General features: G+C 71.7%; 20 protein-coding genes. 13 read left to right on the top strand and 7 right to left on the bottom strand.

The features are described 5' to 3' along the window. Positions 1–9 precede the first annotated feature (9 nt). A complete protein-coding gene (locus DEI94_RS07835; protein WP_111027766.1) occupies positions 10–534 on the bottom strand; it encodes an AAA family ATPase in 525 nt (174 codons plus the stop codon). Positions 535–650: 116 nt separating this feature from the next. Between DEI94_RS07835 and DEI94_RS07830 the strand changes: the two genes are divergently transcribed. Continuing rightward, complete coding sequence (locus DEI94_RS07830; RefSeq protein WP_111027765.1) at positions 651–2,297, top strand: APC family permease; 1,647 nt, start codon at positions 651–653, stop codon at positions 2,295–2,297. Between the two features lie 78 nt (positions 2,298–2,375). On the opposite strand, the gene DEI94_RS07825 is transcribed toward DEI94_RS07830, so the two are convergent. Further along, positions 2,376–3,329, bottom strand: a complete 954-nt coding sequence (locus DEI94_RS07825) for a PDR/VanB family oxidoreductase (protein ID WP_111008975.1) — start codon at positions 3,327–3,329, stop codon at positions 2,376–2,378. After that, positions 3,326–3,955, bottom strand: a complete 630-nt coding sequence (locus DEI94_RS07820; protein WP_258376443.1) for a helix-turn-helix domain-containing protein — start codon at positions 3,953–3,955, stop codon at positions 3,326–3,328. Before DEI94_RS07820 ends, DEI94_RS07825 begins: the two co-directional genes overlap by 4 nt. A gap of 146 nt (positions 3,956–4,101) precedes the next feature. On the opposite strand from DEI94_RS07820, the gene DEI94_RS07815 reads away from it, so the two are divergent. The 7 genes from DEI94_RS07815 (at position 4,102) to DEI94_RS07785 (ending at position 11,239) form a co-directional block, all read left to right on the top strand. Then, positions 4,102–5,421, top strand: a complete 1,320-nt coding sequence (locus tag DEI94_RS07815; RefSeq protein WP_284183741.1) for an amidohydrolase family protein — start codon at positions 4,102–4,104, stop codon at positions 5,419–5,421. A 33-nt stretch (positions 5,422–5,454) separates the two neighbouring features. Next, the gene (locus DEI94_RS07810) at positions 5,455–6,222 is read left to right on the top strand and encodes an ABC transporter ATP-binding protein (RefSeq protein WP_258378129.1); all 768 of its coding nucleotides are present in this window, start codon (positions 5,455–5,457) and stop codon (positions 6,220–6,222) included. Beyond that, complete coding sequence (locus DEI94_RS07805; RefSeq protein WP_111027882.1) at positions 6,222–7,091, top strand: ABC transporter permease; 870 nt, start codon at positions 6,222–6,224, stop codon at positions 7,089–7,091. The genes DEI94_RS07810 and DEI94_RS07805 overlap by 1 nt, the downstream gene beginning before the upstream one ends. A gap of 77 nt (positions 7,092–7,168) precedes the next feature. Next, positions 7,169–8,359 (top strand): substrate-binding domain-containing protein, encoded by a 1,191-nt coding sequence (locus tag DEI94_RS07800; RefSeq protein WP_111011694.1) that lies wholly within the window; start codon positions 7,169–7,171, stop codon positions 8,357–8,359. Positions 8,360–8,448: 89 nt separating this feature from the next. Then, a complete protein-coding gene (locus DEI94_RS07795) occupies positions 8,449–9,840 on the top strand; it encodes an FAD-binding oxidoreductase (protein WP_284183740.1) in 1,392 nt (463 codons plus the stop codon). Next, positions 9,837–10,622, top strand: coding sequence for a creatininase family protein (locus tag DEI94_RS07790; protein WP_111027800.1), 786 nt, complete (start codon positions 9,837–9,839; stop codon positions 10,620–10,622). The genes DEI94_RS07795 and DEI94_RS07790 overlap by 4 nt, the downstream gene beginning before the upstream one ends. After that, the gene (locus tag DEI94_RS07785) at positions 10,619–11,239 is read left to right on the top strand and encodes a pyridoxine/pyridoxamine 5'-phosphate oxidase (RefSeq protein WP_111027801.1); all 621 of its coding nucleotides are present in this window, start codon (positions 10,619–10,621) and stop codon (positions 11,237–11,239) included. The genes DEI94_RS07790 and DEI94_RS07785 overlap by 4 nt, the downstream gene beginning before the upstream one ends. 28 nt (positions 11,240–11,267) lie before the next feature. Here the strand turns inward: DEI94_RS07785 and DEI94_RS07780 are convergent, their stop codons facing one another. Continuing rightward, entirely contained in the window at positions 11,268–11,681 is a 414-nt protein-coding gene (locus DEI94_RS07780; protein WP_181435147.1) for a BLUF domain-containing protein, read from the bottom strand. A gap of 270 nt (positions 11,682–11,951) precedes the next feature. On the opposite strand from DEI94_RS07780, the gene DEI94_RS07775 reads away from it, so the two are divergent. Continuing rightward, the gene (locus tag DEI94_RS07775) at positions 11,952–12,869 is read left to right on the top strand and encodes an NmrA family NAD(P)-binding protein (protein ID WP_111008902.1); all 918 of its coding nucleotides are present in this window, start codon (positions 11,952–11,954) and stop codon (positions 12,867–12,869) included. Between the two features lie 52 nt (positions 12,870–12,921). Here DEI94_RS07775 and DEI94_RS07770 read toward each other — a convergent pair whose 3' ends face one another. Then, positions 12,922–13,236 carry a hypothetical protein gene (locus tag DEI94_RS07770; protein ID WP_146249590.1) on the bottom strand — a complete coding sequence of 105 codons (315 nt, stop codon included), beginning with the start codon at positions 13,234–13,236 and terminating at the stop codon, positions 12,922–12,924. A 248-nt stretch (positions 13,237–13,484) separates the two neighbouring features. Further along, entirely contained in the window at positions 13,485–15,011 is a 1,527-nt protein-coding gene (locus DEI94_RS07765; protein WP_284183739.1) for a glycoside hydrolase family 16 protein, read from the bottom strand. Positions 15,012–15,263: 252 nt separating this feature from the next. Between DEI94_RS07765 and DEI94_RS07760 the strand changes: the two genes are divergently transcribed. From DEI94_RS07760 to DEI94_RS07745, 4 genes are all read left to right on the top strand, one after another. Next, positions 15,264–16,193 (top strand): NADP-dependent oxidoreductase, encoded by a 930-nt coding sequence (locus DEI94_RS07760; protein WP_111027804.1) that lies wholly within the window; start codon positions 15,264–15,266, stop codon positions 16,191–16,193. Between the two features lie 130 nt (positions 16,194–16,323). Then, the gene (locus tag DEI94_RS07755) at positions 16,324–17,211 is read left to right on the top strand and encodes an aldo/keto reductase (protein ID WP_111027805.1); all 888 of its coding nucleotides are present in this window, start codon (positions 16,324–16,326) and stop codon (positions 17,209–17,211) included. Between the two features lie 182 nt (positions 17,212–17,393). After that, positions 17,394–18,308 (top strand): helix-turn-helix transcriptional regulator, encoded by a 915-nt coding sequence (locus DEI94_RS07750; protein WP_111027818.1) that lies wholly within the window; start codon positions 17,394–17,396, stop codon positions 18,306–18,308. Positions 18,309–18,418: 110 nt separating this feature from the next. Beyond that, positions 18,419–18,841: a hypothetical protein gene (locus DEI94_RS07745; protein WP_146249591.1), complete on the top strand. Its 423-nt coding sequence runs from the start codon at positions 18,419–18,421 to the stop codon at positions 18,839–18,841. A gap of 23 nt (positions 18,842–18,864) precedes the next feature. Here the strand turns inward: DEI94_RS07745 and DEI94_RS07740 are convergent, their stop codons facing one another. Further along, on the bottom strand, positions 18,865–19,116 hold the full coding sequence (locus DEI94_RS07740; protein WP_146249093.1) for a hypothetical protein: 252 nt from the start codon (positions 19,114–19,116) through the stop codon (positions 18,865–18,867). Between the last annotated feature and the right edge of the window lie 22 nt (positions 19,117–19,138).

The following is a 19,138-nucleotide window of genomic DNA, read 5'->3' as shown; positions in this document are numbered from 1 at the left end:
CCTCCGGCCCTAGCCGGCGCGGACCGCTGCGGCGATCCGCTGCGCCGCCTGCGTCGGGTCGATGTGCGTCGTGTCGACCACCTCCGCCTCGGCGTGGAGCCAGGTGCGAGCGGCCTCGGCGTAGGGCTCCAGGCGCGAGAAGCGGAACGTCGACGGGCCGAGGACCGGGTCGTTCTGGATCCGGTCGCGGATCGTCTCCTGGTCGGCATGCAGGACGAAGTGGCGGACCGGGATGTCATGCACGGCGAGGCCGTCGCTGATCTCGCGCCAGTACCGCTCGACCAGGACGGTCATCGGCATGACGAGGATCCCACCGGTGTACTGCAGCACGCGTCGGGCGGTCTCGACGACGAGCGGTCGCCAGGGCGCCCAGTGCTGGAAGTCGTCGGTCGCCGGGAGGCCCGGTCGGATGTCCATGAGGACCTCACCGACCTTCTCGGCGTCGAGGACGCGCGCGTCCGGGAGCATCTGCTGCACGAGGGCGCTCGTCGTCGTCTTCCCCACACCGTGGGTGCCGTTGATCCACACGATCATGCGCGGGACTGTACCGGTCGCGCGGACCGGCACCGGACCTCCCGGATGTCGGCGCGCCGTGGTCCACGGGCGGCTCGAGTCGTGCCAACCGACCTGGATCGGGGTACGACGGGTGCATGGTCAGCGCGAGTCCGGTCCCCCAGTCCGCCACGAGCGAGGACAGCCACCTCAAGCAGCGGCTCGGCTACTGGTCCCTGGTCGCCACGGGAATCGGCAGCGTCATCGGTTCCGGCTGGCTGTTCTCCGCGATGTACGCCGCACAGACGGCGGGGCCGGCAGCGCTCATCGCGTGGGTGATCGGCGGTGCGGTCATGCTCGCGGTCGCACTCGTGTTCGCCGAGCTCGGCATGGTGCACCCCGAATCCGGTGGGCTGGTCCGGTACCCGCTGTACTCGAACGGGCGCTTCGCCGCGAGCATCGTGGGCTGGAGCATGTGGGTCACCTACGTTGCGAACCCGCCGACCGAAGCGTCCGGGGTCGTCCAGTACGCCAGCTCGTACATCCCCGGGCTCTTCCGCCACGGCCAGCTGACGTTCCCCGGGATCCTCGTCGCCATCGGCCTCATGGCGGTGTTCGTCGTCGTCAACTACTTCGGTGTGCAGTTCTTCGCACGCAGCAACAACATCGTCACCGCGGTCAAGATCTGCATCCCGACGCTCACGATCGTCATGCTGTTCGCGAGCGGGTTCACGCACAGCGGTGGCGCGGGTGGCACGCACAACTTCGCCGCCGGCGGCGGGTTCGCCCCGTACGGCATCGGCGCGGCCCTCGGCACCATCGCGACCGCGGGCATGGTGTTCGCCTACACCGGCTTCCGCAACATCGTCGAGCTGTCGGGCGAGGCCCGGAACCCGCACCGGAACATCCCGGCCTCACTCGTCACGACGATCCTCGCGGCGATCGCGCTCTACCTGCTGCTGCAGCTCGCGTTCATCTTCGGCGTGCCGCAGCACCTGCTCGGCAAGGGCTGGAGCGGCATCGACTTCAACTCACCCTTCGCGCAGCTCGCCATGCTCCTGGGCATGACCTGGCTGTACTGGGTCCTCATCGCCGACTCCATGGTCTCGCCGTCGGGGTCGGGCATCGTCTTCACGGCGTCGAACGCGCGCAACATGTTCGGCCTGGCGAAGAACCGGTTCTTCCCCTCGTGGTTCGCCAAGGTGCACCCGGGATCCGGCGTGCCGCGGCGGGCGCTCATCACGAACTTCCTGGTGGGCATCCTGTTCCTGCTCCCCCTGCCGAGCTGGCACGCGATCATCGGTGTGACGGGCACGCTCATCGCGTTCACGTTCTCGATCGGATCGGTGTCGGTCGTCGCGTTCCGTCGGTCGGGTCTGGCGGACCGCGCGGCACGCCTGCCCGGGATGTCGGTGATCGCGCCGTTCGCGTTCGTCGTGAGCGCGCTCGTCATCTACTGGGTGCCGTGGTCCGAGCTGGTCCTCACCATCCCGATCATCGTCGTCGGACTCATCTGGTACGCGGTCACGTACGCCCTGCAGCACCACGGTGCGGGTGAGGTCGTCGGCGGCATCTGGCTCGTCGCGTACCTCGCCGTCGTCTACGGCATGTCGGCGATCGGGAGCTTCGGCGGCCTCGGCCTCATCGGGGCGCCGTGGGACTCCGTCGTGCTCGCGGTGCTCGCGGCCGGCCTGTACGTGTGGGGCACGCAGTCCGGGATCCGCTACATGCGCTCGCGTCCCGAACTCGTCGACGAGCTCCGCGCGCAGCGGATCGACGCGGCGCCGTCCCCGTCACAGCCGTAGGGCGCGCCCGGACGACGAGCGCGCCGAGCAGCGACAGCGCAGTCGTCGTCGGCGCGCGCCCTCCGGCAGCGATGGGCCCTACAGGTCGAGCACGAGCCGGGGGCAGCCGCCGCGCGCCCGCGAGACGCAGATCATCATCGTCCGTCCCTCGGCGTGCTCCTCGGCGCTGAGCACGGTGTCCCGGTGCTCGACCTCCCCCTCGAGCACCGGGGTCTCGCAGGTGCCGCAGGTGCCCTCGCGGCACGACGACAGCACGAGCACGCCCGCGTCCTCGACGACGTCGAGCAGCGACCGGTCGGGAGGCACGGTGACGGTGATCCCCGACAGCGCCAGTTCCGCCTCGAACGGCTCCCCCGGTGCGGTGGCGTCGTCGGCGGCCGTGAACCGCTCGACGCGGACGGCGTCGGGGCCACGGTGGGCGCCGGCCGCCACGACCGCGTCCACGAGCCGCCGCGGCCCGCACGCGTAGACGACCGCGTCCGAGGGTCCCGCGAGCAGGCCCGGCACGTCGAGCCGGGTGCCCTCGTCGCCCGGGTAGAGCCGGACCTCGGCGGGGTGTGCGGCGGCGAGGTCCGCCGCGAACGCCATCCCCGCCCGATCCCGTCCCGCGTAGTGCAGGGTCCACGGGGTGCCGTCGGCCTCGGCCAGGGCGATCATCGGCAGGATCGGTGTGATCCCGATGCCGCCGGCCACGAACACCGCCGGGCGTGCGGGGTCGAACGCGAAGTGGTTGCGCGGACCGCGGACGGCCACGGTCTCGCCGGGCACGAGGACGTCGTGCACGGCGGCGGATCCCCCGCGGCCCTCCTGCTCGCGGAGCACGGCGACGCGCCAGTGCCCGTCCGCGGTCGTGGCGACGAGGGAGTACTGCCGCTCGAGCCCGGGCCGCACCTCGAGGTCGACGTGCGCCCCCGGGGTCCACGCGGGCAGCGGTGCCGCGTCCACCGGAGCGAGGTCGAGGGTGACGACGTCCCGGGCCACCGCGGTCCTGGCCGCGACCCGGACGGCGATGCGGGCCTCCTGCGCGCTCATGCCGCACCTCCGGTCGGCGCGGGCGTCTGCTTGACGACGATGAGGTGGAACCGCTCGCCGTCGGCGCTGCACCATCGGTGCGGCGTGCCGCCGCGGTAGTACGCGGAGTCGCCGACGCCGAGCCGCGTCACGTCCCCGGCGAGGTCGAGGAGCACCGCCCCGGCCACGACGGTGAGGAACTCGTCCTCGTGGTGTTCGTAGTGCTCGCCGGGATCGGTGTTCGCGCCGATCCACTCGAGGGGCTCGAACGCGTGGCTGCCGCCGTGCACGAGCAGGCGGGCCGATCCCAGGGCGAACGGGCTCCTGGCACCCTCGTGGGCGCGGACGACCTCGGGGCGCGGATCGTCGGGCTCGCGGAGCTGCGGGTCACCGGCGGCGAGCAGTGCGACCTGGCTCGTCCCGAGCGCGCCGGCGATGCGGTCGAGCGACACCATGCTCGCTCGGGTGTGCCCGCGCTCGAGCTGGCTGAGGAACGAGTGCGACAGTCCGCTTCGGTCGGCGAGCTGCACGAGCGTCAGGGACCGGCCACGTCGGAGTTCGCGGATGTGCTGGCCGATCCGGCGGGCCTGCTCGTCGACGACGCGCGTGCCGGCGGCGTCGGGGTCGACGACCTCGGTGGTGACCACGGGCTCCTCCATCGTGCTGGCCGCTGCGGGCGGCGTCGCGGGTCGTTACATGCGGCAACGGGGGCGAAACGCGCGGGAAACGTGGTCGCCCTAGCATCGGCGATGTTGATGCGATCAACATTTTGGCACACGAGCGGAGGGATCCCGTGAGCGCGACACTGCCCCGGCCACTGGCACTCCTGCGCCACGGACTGCTGCCCGACGGGCGCCGTGTCGACATCGCGATCGAGGGCGGCACGGTGTCCGAGGTCGCCCCGGCCGGCACGCTCACGGCGGACGCCGAGGCCACCCTCGACCTCGAGGGGCGTCTGCTCCTCACGGCCCCCGCGGAGCCCCACGCGCACCTCGACAAGGCGCTGAGCTTCGATCGGATCCGACCCCCGCTCGGTGACCTCGGCTCGGCCATCGGCGCCTGGATCGCCCACGCGGCGGACATGACGGTCGACGACATCGCCGACCGGGCCCGCACCCAGGCCCTCGCGATGCTCGCCACGGGCACGACCGCGGTCCGCACGCACGTCGACGTGCTCAGCGGCGACGGAACGGCCACGACCGACCAGGCCACCCGCGGCGCACGAGCGCTGGTCCGGGTGCGGCGTGAACTCGCCGGCCTCATGGACATCGAGCTCGTCGCACTCGCCGGTCACCGCGCGCCGGACGCGCACGTCGAAGCGGTGCTCGACCTCGGGGTGGACCTCGTCGGCGGTGCCCCGCACCTCGCCGACGACCCGGACGCCGATCTCGACCGCCTCCTCGCGATCGCGGCACGGCGCGGACTCGGCGTCGACATGCACGCCGACGAGAGCCTCGACGGCCCGGTCACGCTCGACCGCTACGCGCGGACGGTGCGGGACTGGCCACGGGACCGGCAGTACTCGGCGGGACACTGCGTGCGTCTCGGCACCCTGTCGCCGCAGCGCCGCGCCGCGGTGATCGAGGACGTGCTCGCCGCGGACCTCGGCGTCATCACACTCCCGATCACGAACCTGTACCTGCAGGGCTGGCAGCACCCGGTGTCGACGCCGCGCGGTCTGACGGCGCTCCGGGCGCTCCTCGACGCCGGCGTCCGGGTGGCGGCCGGAGCGGACAACGTGCGGGACCCGTTCAACCCGGTCGGGCGGTCGGACGCGCTCGAGACCGCCTCGCTGCTCGTGACCGCGGGACACCTCACGCCGGAGGAGGCGTACCGGCTCGTCAGCGACGGCGCCCGCAGTGTCATGGGCCTCCCGCCCGCCGGGGCGGTGCCGGGTGCGCGGGCCGAGTTCCTGGCCATCGCCGCGTCGAGCCTCATCGAGGCCGTCGCCGAGGCCCCCGCGGACCGGCTCGTCGTCGCGCACGGCCGGCTCGTCGCGGTCACCGAGGTCCACCGCTCCGTCGCCGCGCCCACCCCCGCGCCGACCACCCCCGGCGACACCGTTCCCGCCGACACCACCCCCGCAACCGCCACCCCGGCACCCACCGCCTGACCCAGCCCGATCCACCAGAACGAAGAGGTAGCCGTGACCACCACCGCACCCGCACCCGTCACGTCGACGGACACGCTGCTCGACTTCGCGAACGTCGAGATGACGTTCCCGAACGGGACCATCGCCCTCCAGGGCGTCGACCTGACGGTCGACCGCGGCGAGTTCGTGTCCGTCGTCGGTCCGTCCGGCTGCGGCAAGTCGACCCTCCTCCGGATCGCCTCCGGACTCGAGACCGCGTCCGACGGGACCGCGTCGGTCGGGGCCTCCCGGATCGGGTACGTGTTCCAGGACGCGACCCTGCTCCCCTGGCGCACCGTGCAGGGGAACGTGGAGCTGCTCGCGGAACTCGGCCACGTCGGCAAGGCGGAGCGGGCCGAGAAGGCGCGGCGGGCGATCGACCTCGTCGGACTGAACGGGTTCGAGACGAACCTGCCGAAGCAGCTGTCGGGCGGCATGCGGATGCGCGTGTCCCTCGCCCGGTCGCTCACCCTCGACCCGGAGCTGTTCCTGTTCGACGAGCCTTTCGGCGCGCTCGACGAGATCACGCGCGAGCGACTCAACGACGAACTGCTCCGCCTGTTCGTCGAACAGCGCTTCGCCGGGCTGTTCATCACGCACTCGGTGTCCGAGGCCGTCTACCTGTCGACGAAGGTCATCGTCATGTCCGGCCGTCCCGGCACGGTCGTCCGACGCTTCGACGTCCCGTTCCCGATGCCACGGGACCCGGACATCCGCTTCACGCCCGAGTTCGCCGAACTCGTCGGCGAGGTCTCGCACGCGCTCCGGGAAGGACACCGCTGATGGTCACGCTGCAGGAGGTCGCCGAGACCCGCACCGCCCGGGTGGCCGCCCGTCAGACACGCAGCAGGACACGGCCCGCCGTCATGTGGTGGCAACCCGTGGCCGTGTTCGTCGTCCTCATCGCCCTCTGGTACGTCGCCGCGACGTACTACGACAAGGCGAAGAACCTGGCGTTCCTCGTCCCCTACCCGCACCTCGTCGCCAAGGCGATCGTCTGGGACACGAGTCCCGATGGCACGCCCTCCGGGTTCGACGGGCAGCTGTGGCAGGCGCTCGCGCGGACGGCCCTGGTGTCCCTGACCGGGCTCGCGATCGCGATCGTCATCGGCGTCGTCTGGGCGATGCTCATGGCGCAGGCGAAGTGGCTCGAGAACTCGCTGTACCCGTACGCCGTCGTGCTCCAGTGCGTGCCGATCCTGGCGCTCGTCCCGCTGATCGGTGCCCTGTTCGGGTACGAGTTCGCCAGCCGCGTCATCGTCACCGTGATGATCGCGCTGTTCCCGATGGTGTCGAACACCCTGTTCGGTCTGCAGTCGGCCGACCGCGGGGCGCGCGAGCTGTTCCGGCTCCAGCAGGCCGGCCGCGGCGCCCAGCTGCTCAAGCTGCAGATCCCCGCCGCCCTGCCGTCGATCTTCGTCGGACTGCGGACGTCGGCCGGGCTCTCGGTGATCGGCGCGATCGTCGGCGACCAGTTCTTCCAGCGCGGCAACCCGGGCCTCGGAGTCCTCATCCAGGTGACCGCGTCGCGGCTCATGGGCCCCGAGCTCTACGCGACGATCATCGTCGCCTCGCTCTTCGGCGTCGCCGTGTTCCTCGTCTTCGGCCTGATCGGCCGCCTCGCCGTCGGCCGCTGGCACGACTTCGGCTGAGTTCCCGCCCCATCGTCTCCCCTCCCACCGCACCTGCACCCCGCACCACCCCGACCTGCACCACGAACGGAGCACCCATGCGCAGCAGAACCCGTCTCGGCGTCGTCGCCGCAGCCCTCGGCGTCACCGCCCTCGCCCTCACCGGCTGTTCGACGAGCACGTCGGACAGCGCCGGCGCCGCGACCACGTCGTCCGCCGCGAAGGGCCCGGCCGTCGACCTGTCCGGCGTCTGCCCCTCGACCGTCGTCGTCCAGACGGACTGGAACCCCGAAGCCGACCACGGGCACGTCTACCAGATGCTCGGGGCGAACCCGAAGATCGACGCCTCGGGCAAGTCCGTCACGGGCGACCTCATGGCGAACGGCAAGTCGACGGGTGTGCAGCTCGAGATCCGCGCGGGCGGTCCCGCGATCGGCTACTCCACGGTGAGCTCGCAGATGTACCAGGACAAGTCGATCACGCTCGGCTACGTCTCCACCGACGAGGCCGTCGAGTTCTCCGGCAACCTGCCCACCACGGCGGTGTTCGCCGAGAACGACGAGTCGCCCATGGTGCTCATGTGGGACCCGGCGACGTACAAGAGCGTCGACAGCATCAAGGGCCTCGGCAAGGCGCTCAAGGCCAAGGGCGGCGTCGTCCGCTACTTCAGCGGCGCCGCGTACATGACCTACCTGGCACAGGCGGGCTACCTGCCGACGAGCGTCCAGGACGGCAGCTACGACGGCACGCCGTCGAAGTTCGTGACCGCAGGCGGCAAGGACGCGCAGCAGGGCTTCGCGACCGCCGAGCCGTACATCTACCAGCACGAGGTGGCGGCCTGGGGCAAGAAGCTCGACTCCTCGCTCGTCTCGAGCACGGGGTGGAACCCCTACCCCGAGACCATGTCCGTCCGCTCGGGCGACCTGGCGAAGCTCACCCCGTGCCTGAAGAAGCTCGTGCCGGTCATGCAGCAGGCCGACGTGGACTACTTCACGAACCCGACACCGACGAACGACCTCATCGACACGCTCGTGCAGGACTACAACAACGGCTGGACCTACGACGCCAAGGTCGGTGCGTTCGCCGTCCAGCAGATGAAGAAGCTCAAGGTCGCCACGGACGGCAGCAACGGCTACGTCGGCGACATGGACGCCAGCCGGCTGAACTCGTTCATCTCCAAGGCGGCGCCGATCTTCGAGAAGTCCGGCGGTCACGTCCAGTCGGGGCTCACGGCCGACGACCTGTACACCAACCAGTTCATCGACAAGAAGATCGGGTTCGGCTTCTAGCCGACCCACCGGCCGGGAGGCGCGTGCCGGCCCCGCACCGCGCCTCCCGGCCGCCCACCCCACGCCACCCCACCAGCAAGGAGCCCCACATGCCCGCCACCGCCGCCCTCGAGGCGTTGCGGCTCGACCTGGTCGACCTGCTCGGTGACCGCGGCGTCAGTGCCGACCCGAAGACCCGCGAGCGCGCGTCGGTCGACGAGGCGACGATGAGCCCGATCCTCACCGAACAGCTGCCCCTCGGCCTCGCCGACCTCGTCGCCTACCCGGCCAGTGCCGACGCGATCGCGCAGACGGTGCAGGCGGCGGCACGGCACGGCGTCCCGGTGACGACGCGCGGCAAGGGCACCGGCAACTACGGGCAGGGCATCCCGCTCGACGGCGGTCTCGTGCTCGACACCTCGCGTGCCCGCGCGGTCGTCGAGGTCGGGGACGGCGTCATCACGGCCGAGGCCGGCACCCCGATGGTGATGATGGAGCAGGCCGCGGCCGCGCAGGGCCAGCAGCTGTGGATGTACCCGTCCACCGCGCAGTCGACGATCGGCGGCTTCCTGTCCGGCGGCTCGGGCGGGACCGGGTCGATCTCCCACGGCTCGAACTGGGAGGGATTCGTCACCGCCCTCGACATCGCGCTCCCGGGTGAGGACGGCCTCCTCCACGTCGAGGGGGACGAGGCCCAGACGTTCGTGCACACCTACGGCACCGCCGGGGTCATCGCGCGGGCCACGGTCCGGCTCGAGCCGCTGCAGGACTGGCGCGCGGTCTACGCGAGCTTCCCGACGTTCGAGCGGGCCCTGACCGCCGTCCGGACGCTCCGCGGTCTGACGCCCGCGCCCCGGCTCGTCAGCGCGGACCGTGCCGAGATCGCCGCCACGCTCCCGAGGGACACGCCCGTGGTGGCGGGTGCGGCGAGCCTGCGCGGCATCATCGACGCCACCGCACTCGAGGACGCGACCGGGCTCATCGAGGCCGCCGGCGGCACGGTCGTCGAGGTCCGCGAGGGCCTGCAGCAGACCACGAAGGTGTCGATGCTCTCGTACAACCACCCGATCTGGTGGCTCAAGCGGAACACGCCCGACACCGTGTACTTCCACGTCGAGGTCGGCGGCGAGGCGCTCATCGACCGGATCGCCGACGTCGAGGGCGTCTACCCGGGCGGCATGCTCCACATCGAGGCCGCCCACCGGTTCCCGATCGGCATGCTCACCGCGCCGTACACCGGAGCCGACGACGTGTACGCCGGGTACCCGCTGCTCGAGGCCCTCGGCGTGCGGGTGCACAGCCCGCACCAGTACTACGTCGACCACGGCGTCGAGGACCTCGTGGCGCTCAAGCAGCGGACCGATCCCGAGGGCGTGCTCAATCCCGGACACATCGTCGACCCCGCGCTCGTCGACCCCGCGCTCGTCGTCACGGGCGGCTCGACGGCCTCGGCGCAGCCCGCGTCGGCCGCCTCGACCGGCATCCCGGGGTTCGGCAAGTGAGCACGCGCAAGCTCGCCGAGCTGCCCGGGCCGGACGTCGCCGCCCGGTTCGGCCCGGACACGATCATCGTGCAGCCGACCGGCGCGGTCGAGCACCACGGCCCGCACCTGCCGCTCGTCACCGACTTCCTGCTCGCCGACCACATCGGCGGCGCAGCGGTCGAGCGAGCGGCCGACGAGGGCCTCGACGTCTGGCAACTGCCGACCCTGGCGTTCACGAAGTCCGACGAGCACAGCTGGGCTCCCGGTACCGTCTGGCTCGACGCCGACACGATGTTCGACACGGTCGTCCAGATCGGGCGGGCGGTCGCGCTCATGGGCGCCGGGACGCTCGTGTTCGCGAACGGCCACGGCGGCAACACGGCACTCCTCCAGGTGGCGCTCCGCGAGATCCGCCGACGGACGGGGCTGAAGACGTTCCTCATGCCGACGCTCGCCCGTGTCCCGGGACCCGACGGCGAGGACGCCGACGAGCGCGGCCTCGGCATCCACGGCGGTGCCGCGGAGACCTCGATGATCCTGCACCTGCGTCCGGACCTCGTGGACCTCGCCCGAGCGGACCGCTGGGTGCCGGACCACATCGCCGACTTCGAGCGCATCGCGTTCAACGGCGGCCCGGTCAGCTTCGGCTGGCTCTCGAACGACTTCGGCACGCCCGGTGTGGTCGGGGACGCCAGCCGTGCGAGCGCGGAGTACGGGAAGCTCCTGTGGGACGTGTCGCTCGACCAGGCCGTCGCGTCCCTGCACGAGATCGCCCGGTTCGACCCCGCGGTCCCGCGGTGACGGACGGGGGCGTCGTCGGCGGGCTCGCCCACGGCGCCGACGCGGACGACGACGTCCCCGTGGACCCGCTCGCGCTCGCCGCGCGCTGGCTGCCGGCGCCCGGATCCGGTGTGACCCCGACCATGACGTTGTCGACGATCGGGCTCGACGGCTACCCCGCCGCGCGCACGGTCCTCATGTCCCTGTTCGACGGCCGTCGCGTGCACTTCCACACGGACAGCCGCAGCCGGAAGGCCGCCGAGATCGCCGCGGTGCCCCGTGCCACCGTGACGCTCGTCTGGCCCGAGCTGGCCCGGCAGCTCGTCGTCACCGGCGACGTCGAGCGCGTCACCGACCGGGAGGCCCGGGACGCCTACACCGCGCGGAGTCGCTACCTGCAGGTGCTCGCCTGGCTCAACGACGACGACCTCGCCGCGGTCGAGGCCGACCACCGCCGGACGCGCTGGGCTGCCTTCGACGCCGACTGCCCCGACCTGGATCCACCGACCACGTGGGCCGGCTACGCGATCACCCCGGTGCGGATGGTGTTCTGGCGCGGCGCCGCGGATGCACCGAGCAACCGGCTCCGCTACGACCGGACGGACGCCGGATGGACGGTCGCACGCGCCGCGGGCTGATCCAGGGCCCTGCCCCCGGTCACCGGCATCAGGTGAACGACGGACGCTTCCGGAACCACTCGACCAGGGCACGACCCCGCGACGCGTTCCGGTGCTCGTCCCGACCGGCCACGGTCAGGTCGGAGAACCCCGCGACCGCGGTCATGTCCGCGTCCGCCGGCTGGAACGCCATCGACCACCCGGGGAACGCCCGTTCGTCGAGCGGGTCCTCGCAGAGCAGCCGCACGTCCGTGTGTCGGGGGTCCCGCCGGATCACCTCGAACCGCTCGCGCACGGCGTCGTCCGGGCCCTCGAGGACCTGGATGAACCGGCCGTCGCGGTGTGCCAGGACGCCGGTGATCTCGAGCGCCGTGTTGCGGGTGCGCGCGTCGGTGAGGATCGCGGACAACTCGTCGTCCGAGAGCGGTCGGACACTCGTGCTCATGTAGACCAGGGACAGCATGGGGATCCTCATTCCGGGCGGGGCGGCCTCGTTCCGCCGGACGGCCCGCGAACCACGGCCGCCACGACGGTGCTCCGCCAGTGAATCCGCACGGCGGTCCGCCGCACAAGCCCCGCCTTCGGGGCCCAGGGCGCCGGCGGTCCCCGCGCGGTAGCCTCCGGGGTGTGCCACCGACGGCGCGGCCCGTCGAGCACCATTCCGGCCGTCACCGTCCCGTCGATCGCCGTCGGCGTCCGGCACGTCCGCGTGACCACCAGGAGCAGCACCGCCATGACCCGAACCGTCCTCGTCGCCGGAGCCACCGGTGACCTCGGTCACCGCATCGTCCGTGCGCTCCTGGAGCGGGACGTGCGGGTCCGCGTCCTCACCCGTCCGGGCAGCACCGCCGCCGACGAGCGGTACGGGTCCGACGACCGCGTCGAGGTCGTCGCCGCTGCGTACTCCCACCGGGAGGCCCTGACCCGCGCGGTCACGGGTGTCGAGTCGGTCGTCTCCGCCGTGAGCGGCGTGCGCCCTGTCATCGTCGACGCGCAGCGCGCGCTGCTCGCGGCCGCGGTCGCCGCGGGCGTGCCCCGGTTCGTCCCGTCGGACTACTCCTCGGACTACCGCCGCATCGCGGTGGGCAGCAACCGCAACTTCGAGCTCCGCCGTGAGTTCGCGGCGGACGTGGACGCCGCGCCGATCCGGGCGACCTCCGTCCTCAACGGCGCGTTCACGGACATGCTCACCGGGCAGGCGCCGATGATCGCGTTCGGGCGCCACCGCGTCATGTACTGGTCGTCACCCGACCAGGTGCTCGACTTCACCACCAAGGACGACGTCGCCCGTGTGACCGCGCTCGTGGCCCTCGACGAGGACGCACCGCGTGTCGTCGAGGTCGCTGGCGACCGCGTCTCCGCCCGGGACGTCGCCCGCACGCTCACCGAACTGACCGGCACGCCCTTCGGGCTGCAGTGGGCCGGCACCACCGGGTCCCTGTCCGTCATGAGCAAGGTGGTCCGCCGACTGTCCCGCAGCGACCAGGACACGTTCCCGGCGTGGCAGGGGATGCAGTACTTCGTGAGCATGTTCAGCGGGCAGGCGCAGCTCCGCCATGTCGACAACGACCGCTACGGGCCGTACCCGTGGACCACGGTGCGCGACGTGCTCGCCGACCACCTGGCGGCGGACGAGGCGCGCGTGGCCTGAGCGGGCCTCCCGGGCGCCCCTGCTGAGCCGCGGACCGCGTGCGCGGGCGCGGTCAGAGGACGACATCGCACACGATCGTCGGCGGTGGTGCACCGTCGTGCCGCGCGGCGTACGCGCGCAGCGTCGCGGCCTTGCCGCCCCCGGTCGACGCGAGCCGCTCGAGGTGCGGGAGCAACCAGCGCGACGCGTCGTCCTCGTCGAGGCGGTCCGCGAAGTGCTGGAGGAACTCGTCCACGCACCACACCGCCGTGTGCGAGGTCTCGCCCTCGCACTCGGAGTAGGAGACGAGCCGTTCGTCGAACGCGATCCAGATCCTCCGTTCGCACGCCGCGTCACCGGGGACCGGCGTGCGCGTCCACTCGGCCACTCGGTGGAACAGCGTCGGCTGCACCGGCTGCGGCAGTCCCTGCCCGTTCGGACGGGTCGGATGTCGCGGACGGGACGAACGCGACCGACCCCCGGACGCGATCGACCCCGGGACACTACGGATCGACATGGGCCCTCCCCCACGGGCACACGGAACCACCGGATGCCCGTCACGATCCTAGAGCGGGAGGACGAAAAGTGACGAATCCACCGCTTTGGCTCGTGCTCGGAGGACCGCCAGGAGCGTCGTCACTTCCAGATGCTGACCCAGTCGACGTCCACGTGTCCGGTCGCCGTGGCCGGGACGGCGCCCTCACCGATCCAGGTCTCCGCCTGCAGGGTGAGCCGGAAGGCGGTGGTCGGGACGGCGTTCGTCACGGAGTCGACGAGGGTGCCGTCCCAGGAGAACCGGACGACGCCGTGGTCCCACTCGGTGGTCGCGGTGTGCCAACCCGTCGTGTCGGACCCGGCGTACTTGGTGACGGCTGGCGCGAAGCTCATCCGCCCGTTCGCGTAGGTACCCGGGATGGCGGACGCAGGGCGCGGGGTGCCGCCCAGGTCCGCCTCGGGCCAGTCGATCTCGCCTTCGTTCCAGTTGTCGTCCTCGGGCCAGAGGATGCCGACGAACTTGTAGCCGGGGGTCTTCGTCGTCTTGTAGCGGACCGAGACGCGGCCCGTGGTCAACGGCAGGTAGTTGTCCGGGACGACGGTGGAGACGAGCGGCTGTCCGTTCTCGCTGTGCAGATCGAAGTCCAGCTCGCCGCCGGACACGGACAGGACCTTGTTCGGCGCGTACTGCCCGAGCCCCGACGTGTCCCTCGAGCCGTCGTACGCGGACAGGTCGTGGTACCTCGACAGCACCGTGCCGACCGCGGCGGGGGTGGTGAAGTCCTGCGCGTACGCCTGCTTCCACACGCGACCGTTCGACGTCACGTCGCCCTTCGGCATCGCCACCCCGGACGGGCTGGTGGTGACGTTCGCGCCGCTCACCGGTGCCGGTGCCGTGCCCGTGGCGGTGATCGTGACCGTCTTGCACCCGAGCGCGGTGTTCGAACCCGCGCCGGTGTTCACCGCGGTGACGCACACCGACTGCGCTCCGGACCTCGACGTCGTCAGGCTGCCGGAGTAGCCGTGGTCCCCGCTGACGTGCTTGGCCCGGTCGACGTCGGCGCGGGCCCCGGTGGCCTGCAGGGTGCCGACGGCCACACCACCGACCGTCACGGTGACGCTGTTGCTCGCGGCCGCGCTGCTCGGGTCGTAGGTCCACCCCGCGACACCGACCGTGCCCGTACCACCCGACGCCGTGTCGAACGCGCCGACCGGGTTCGCGGCGGTGATCGTGACGGTCTTGCAGCCGAGGTTCGTGTCGGTCCCCGCGCCTGTGTTCACCGCCGTGACGCAGACCGACTGCGCACCCGTCTTCGCGGTGGTCAGGGTCCCGGAGAACCCGTGGTTCCCGCTGACATGCCTGACCCGGTCGACGTCCGCTCGGACCCCGGTGGCCCGGAGCGTTCCGGCGTTCGTGCCACCGACGGTGACGGTGACGCTGTTGCTCGACGCCGCGCTGCTCGGGTCGTCGGTCCACCCGGCGACGGTGACCGCGCCCGCACCGCCCGATGCCGTGTCGAACGCGCCCACGGGGTTCTGCGTGGCCGCGTTCGCCGGCTCGACGCTCGCACCCACGGCGAGGGCGGCGAGGGCCACGGCCACGGTCGCGGCGAAAGCACGCGTCATGGTCCGGAGGCGGACGGGGTGACGGGATCCCGAGCGGGGCATGACGTTCCTGACGACGTGGTTCGGCGCGGTCGTGCGTCGGGTCACACGGGAGCAGGGAAACGTGCGTCGGGTACACACGCGAGGAGCTGTTGCCCATGACAACAGGTTCGGCGGCGCGCGCGTAGTGCCCAGTTCGGGGGCTTCCGGACGCATTCGGCGATCAGGGACCGGATCAGTGTTGCTTCGTATTCGAAGCAGGTGTACGGTTCTGGTATCGCTTCGAGTTCGAAGCAGTGAGCGAAGGAGTCCATCATGAAGGCAGTCCAGTTCCACGAGGTCGGCGGTCCCGAGGTCCTCGAGGAGGTCGAGATCGAGCAGCCCACCCCGGGCGCCGGGCAGGTGCGGGTCCGCGTCGCGGCATCCGCCTACAACGCGGCCGACGCCGGGATGCGCGGCGGGTTCCTCCCCATCCCGATCGCGCTGCCCCACGTGCCCGGGTACGACGTGTCCGGCACGATCGACGCGATCGGCGAGGACGTCGACGGGCTCGCCGTCGGCGACGCCGTGATCGGCTTCCTGCCGATGGAGCGCGACGGTGGCGCGGCGGAGTACGTCATCGCACCCGCCGAGGCCCTGGTCCCCGCCCCGACGAGCATCCCGCTCCCCGACGCAGCCGCGCTGCCGTCCGTCGCATTGACCGCATGGCAGGCGCTCTTCGACGACGGTGGCCTCCGCGCCGGTCAGCGCGTCCTCATCGTCGGCGCCGGTGGGGTCGTGGGGAAGTACGCGATCCAGCTCGCCAAGCGCGCCGGCGTGTTCGTCAGCGCGACCGCCAGCCCCCGCAGCATCGACGCCGTCCGCGCGGCCGGCGCCGACCAGGTCATCGACCACACGGACGCCGATCTGCTCGCATCCGTCGACGGCCAGTTCGACGTGTTGCTCAACCTCGCACCGATCGACCCGGAGCAGTTCGCCGCGGACGTCGCCGCCGTCCGCGACGGAGGCGTGGTCGTCAGCACGACGGCGTTCATGGCCACGCCCGACGACGAGTCCCGCGGCGTGCGGGCATCGACGGTGTTCGTGCTGCCGAACCGCGAACGCCTCGCCGAACTGGTGTCCCTGGTCGACGACAGCGCGCTCACCGTCGAGGTCACCCGTCGGATCCCGCTGGGCGACCTGCCCGCGCTCCACGCGGAAGCCGAGGCCGGTCGGATCGCCGGGAAGGTCATCGTCCTCCCCTGACCGGTGACATGGACCGTCGTCCCCGGTTCTGCCGGGGCGTCCCTCCGCTGCACCGCGTGGGCGCGGCGTGGCGGAGGGAGGGAACGGCAGCCCCCGTCACGGTCCGGCCGCGGGACCTAGCGTCGTCGTCATGGACATGATCACACTCAACAACGGCGTCCAGCTGCCCCCGATCGGCTTCGGCGTCTTCCAGAGTTCCCCCGAGGACACCGTCGATGCGGTCCGCACCGCACTCGACGTCGGCTACCGCCACATCGACACCGCAGCTGCGTACGGCAACGAGCGTGAGGTCGGCCAGGCGGTCCGCGCCTCCGGCCTCGACCGGGACGAGATCGTGATCGAGACGAAGGTGTTCCCGTCCGACTACGGGTACGACGAGGCCCTGCACGCGTTCGAGAAGGCCACCGGCAAGCTCGGCATCGACACCATCGACGTCTTCATCCTCCACCAGCCCGCACCCGACCGGTTCGAGAAGACCGTGCAGGCGTACAAGGCCCTGGAGTCGCTGTACGCCGAGGGCAAGGTCCGCGCGATCGGCGTGAGCAACTTCATGCCGCACCACCTCGAGTCCCTCCTCGCGCAGACCGAGGTGGTGCCGGCGCTCAACCAGATCGAGCTGCACCCGTACTTCACGCAGCGGGAGGTCCAGCGTGTCGACGCCGAGCACGGCATCCTCGACCAGGCGTGGTCCCCGATCGGCGGCATCACCTTCTACCCGGGCTGGGGCGGCGACGAGCGCGTCAGCGTGCTCGCGGACCCGACCATGGGGGCGATCGCCGAGGCGCACGGGCGGACCCCGGCGCAGGTGATGCTGCGCTGGCACGTGCAGCAGGGCCGGAACGCGATCCCGAAGTCCACCGACCCCGGCCGTATCGCCGAGAACTTCGCGGTGTTCGACTTCGCGCTGTCCGACGACGAGCTCGCGCGGCTCGACGCGCTCGACACCGGACGGCGGGGCGGCCCCGACCCCGACGGTGACTCCTCGCGCTTCGACGCGCGGGTCATCCCGGAGGCCTGACGCGCCGACCGGTCGGACGGGAGGCGCGGTGCCGGCGGTAGCGGGCCTCCCGTCCGACCGCGCACCGGTCGCGCACCGGCCGCTCGCCAGTCGCTCGCCGGTCGGCTGGTGAACTCCTGGCGGTGGAGCGGGGTACCGACAGCACCTCCCCGGTCGCCGACGGTGGTCGTACCGTCGATGACATGGACGCGACGACACAGGTCAAGGAGTTCCTGACCTCCCGACGGGGCCGCATCACCCCGGAGCAGGCCGGCCTTCCCGTGTTCAGCGGCAACCGACGCGTGACCGGACTCCGACGCGAGGAGGTCGCGTTGCTCGCCGGTGTCAGCGTGGACTACTACGTCCGCCTGGAACGCGGGAACCTCGGCGGGGTCTCGGACACCGTCCTCGAGTCGCTCTCGCGCGCACTGCAGTTGGACGAGGTCGAGCACGCGCATCTGTTCGACCTCGCGCACACCCAGAACGCCGCGCCCACCGCCCGGCGTCGTCGCCTCACCAACCGCGTCCGGCCCAACGTGCAGCGGATGCTCGACGCGATGAGCGCCCCGGCGTTCGTCCGCAACGGCCGGTCGGACTTCCTCGCCGGCAACCGGCTCGGACGTGCCCTCTACTCGCCGCTGTTCATCGACCCGATCGGCACGCCCAACACCGCGCGGTTCGCGTTCCTCGACCCCCGTGCCCGCACGTTCTACCCCGACTGGGACCAGCTCGCGTCCGATCTCGTGGCGGTCCTCCGTACCGAGGCGGGCCGGAGCCCGTACGACAAGGGGCTGACCGACCTCATCGGCGAGCTCTCGACCCGGAGCGACGACTTCCACGTGCGATGGGCCACGCACGACGTCCGCGCGCACCGGAGCGGCCTCAAGCGCATCCACCACCCGGTGGTCGGGGACCTCGAGCTGACCTACGAGGCGTTGGACCTCAACGCCGACACGGGTCTGACGTTCGTGGTCTACGGCACGCTGCCGGACTCCGCCTCGGAACAGGCGCTGGAGCTACTCGCGGCCTGGGCAGCCACCGCGGACGCCGAGGAGCGGAGCGCCGCGCTCGTGATCGACCAGGATCCGTCTGCTGACATGGTCCGCCGGTTCGAATGAATCTCACGGTCAGCGGTCCTGATCCCCGCTGGCCGCATGCACGAGAGCGCAAGCCGTTGCCGAATCGCCCGTAGTGTGTCATCAGCACGAGGGGGCTGGGGATGGGACGAGTGCGGACAGCAGTCGGGGCCGTGATCGCCCTGGCAACGGTCCTCGCCGTGGCCGGGTGCGGCCAGGACGCGGCCGACCTCCCGACCGCGCCCCTCGCCCGCGCCGACCTCGTCGGGACCTGGGCCTCGGACGGCGCTGGCACCATCCGGTTCGACCGCGGCGGCACGGTCCGTCTGGTGGGTGTCCCCCTGCGCGGGATCACGGCACAGCCTGATGACCCGGCCACGCCCTCCACGAGCACCGGCCGCTGGCACATCGAGGACGGCGATGGGTGGGGGTGGAAGACCGTGTGCTGGGAGAACCGCGATGCAGACCGCTGCACCGCGATCGTTCGCGGGTCGGCCGCACATCGCCAAATCGATCTCGTGGTCGGCGACCCGGACCAGGTGGATTGGTACCGCTACCACCGAGTGTCGTCCTGACCCTCAGCGCTCAGAGACGCGCTTCACCGTCGCGTTCGCGCAGCGACGGTGCCGGCGGTCACCACGAGCAACATGACCGCACCGGTGGCCGCGACGATCCCGCCGAACAGCACCAGCACCCCGGCCCCGATGTTGGCCCCGCCGCCGCCGTCCGCTGTCACGGCGTCGAACCAACCACCGAGTACGAGTGCGGCGAGGCCGATGACGAACACGATGCCGCCACCGACGACCACGCCGCGGTGCCGACGAGGTCCGCGACCAGAGGGAGATGTCATGCCGGCAGCCTCTCGCGCCAGT

It is taken from the genome of Curtobacterium sp. MCBD17_040 (assembly GCF_003234805.2).
In the GTDB taxonomy this organism is placed as follows: Bacteria; Actinomycetota; Actinomycetes; order Actinomycetales; family Microbacteriaceae; genus Curtobacterium.
The sequence above is the reverse complement of the archived record's forward strand: the minus strand, read 5'-3'. Positions and strand labels throughout refer to the sequence as shown.